The organism is Bradyrhizobium sp. P5_C11_2, assembly GCF_054049755.1.
On the sequence record NZ_JBFULT010000887.1, the window covers coordinates 1 to 1,918 of the forward strand.

The window sequence follows — 1,918 nt, forward strand, 5'->3', positions numbered from 1 at the left end:
CCGGAGATCCGTACCGATGCCGGCGCGCCCTTGCGATCGAAGAAGCGCCAATCATCGCCGAAGGGATAATTCACGTGACGGCCGCAATTGTGCGCGGTGAGCTCATCGAGCTTCCGCACGCGACCATGCCTCTCGAGATAGTCGTGCGAGCAGCACAGCACGTGGCGCCAGGTGGCGAGACTGCGGACGATCAGGCTCGAATCCGGCGGTGGGGTCATGCGCACCGCAACGTCATACCCTTCCTCGATGAGGTCGACGTCGGCTTCGCCCATGCGCAGATCGATCTTGAGCTCTGGATAGGTCGACAGGAGTTTCGCCACGATGGGCGTGACAAACGGCACCATGTGCGTGGCGACGTGGATCCGTAGCGTGCCGCGGGGCACCGACTGCAATTCGCTCGCGATATCGTCGGCCTGTTCGATATCGGCGAGGATCTGGACGCAGCGGTCGTAATAGGCCTTGCCGATCTCGGTGAGGTTGACCTTGCGCGTGGTGCGCTGAAGCAGCCTCACCCCGAGCCGGTCTTCCAGCGCCTGAACATGATTGCTCACCATGGTGGTCGACATGTTGAGCTTGCGGGCTGCGGCAGAGAAGCCGCCGGTCTCGACCACCCGGCTAAAGACTTCGAGGCTGGTCAATCGGTCCATGCCGCCTGATTATCCGCTCTTGATCGATAATCTCAAGGAATTCGCCCCGATTATCTACCAGATCATCCCGCGTGCGGCATCGCGCAGGCGTTGGCAGCAATCGCTCGACAGGCGCGGCAATCGCTCTGGGGCAGTCGCACGTCTGGTTGGGTAGACCATACACACCTCAGGCGAGGTCCGCGGACTATCCACTCCGAGTGGATAATCCTTCTAGCATTTCGCCGATTATCGCTCGAACTGGAAAGACCGATAGTCCCTGCCAGCCGATAGGAGACCGTCATGTCCGAGATGCCCCGCACCGAAAAATTCCAGCAAGCGACTGAAATAACTCAAGATTATTCCAAGTCACCGCTGCCTATGCCGGTCCGGAACAGGGTCCGGCACGCGGCCTTGGTGCTCGCGCTCCTCGCAGGCACGGCAGCGACTGTCTATTACGGCCACGACTACTGGACCAACGGCCGCTATCTCGAGACGACCGACGACGCCTATGTGAAGGCGGACTCGACGATCGTCGCGCCGAAGGTTTCCGGCTACATCGCGAAGGTCCTGGTCGGCGACAACGAAAAGGTCAAGGCCGGACAGTTGCTGGCGAAGATCGACGACCGCGACTTCAAGGCGGCGCTCGACCAGGCCCGCGCCGATGTCGCGGCGGCGGAAGCCTCGGTGCGCAACCTCGATGCCCAGCTCGAGCTTCAGCAGCCGATCATCGAGCAGAGCACGGCCGATGTCACGGCTGCGGACGCCAATCTGAAATTCGCGCAGGAAGAGCGCGCCCGCTACGACGACCTGATGAAATCGGGCTCCGGCACGATTCAGCGCGCGCAGCAGACCGATGCGGCGCTACGCGCCAGCAGCGCGCAGTTGCAGCACGCCAAGTTCGGTCTGCTGGCGGCGCAGCGCAAGGTCGACGTGCTCACCACCCAGCGCGCCCAGGCCACGGCCCAGCTCGAACGTGCCCGTGCGGTCGCGCAGCAGGCTGAGCTCAACCTCTCCTACACCGAGATCACCGCACCGGTCGACGGCACGGTCGGCGCCCGCAGCTTGCGCGTCGGCCAGTTCGTGCAGGCCGGTACGCAGTTGATGGCGGTGGTGCCGCTCGATGCGGTCTATGTGGTCGCCAACTTCAAGGAGACGCAGCTCACCCATGTCCGTCCCGGCCAGCCGGTCGAGCTGCGCGTCGACAGCTTCCGCGGCCAGACCCTGCGCGGTCATGTCGACAGCCTGTCGCCGGCCAGCGGGCTCGAATTCGCGCTGCTGCCGCCCGACAACGC

General features: G+C 63.8%; 2 protein-coding genes. One reads left to right on the forward strand and one right to left on the reverse strand.

What is annotated here, in order from left to right; translation table 11 throughout:
* On the reverse strand, positions 1–647 hold a 647-nt coding region (locus tag ACXJL8_RS39890), incomplete at its 3' end, for a LysR family transcriptional regulator (RefSeq protein WP_456686909.1).
* Between the two features lie 279 nt (positions 648–926).
* On the opposite strand from ACXJL8_RS39890, the gene ACXJL8_RS39895 reads away from it, so the two are divergent.
* Positions 927–1,918 (forward strand): HlyD family secretion protein (locus tag ACXJL8_RS39895; RefSeq protein ID WP_456686910.1); only part of this gene is annotated, 992 nt, incomplete at its 3' end.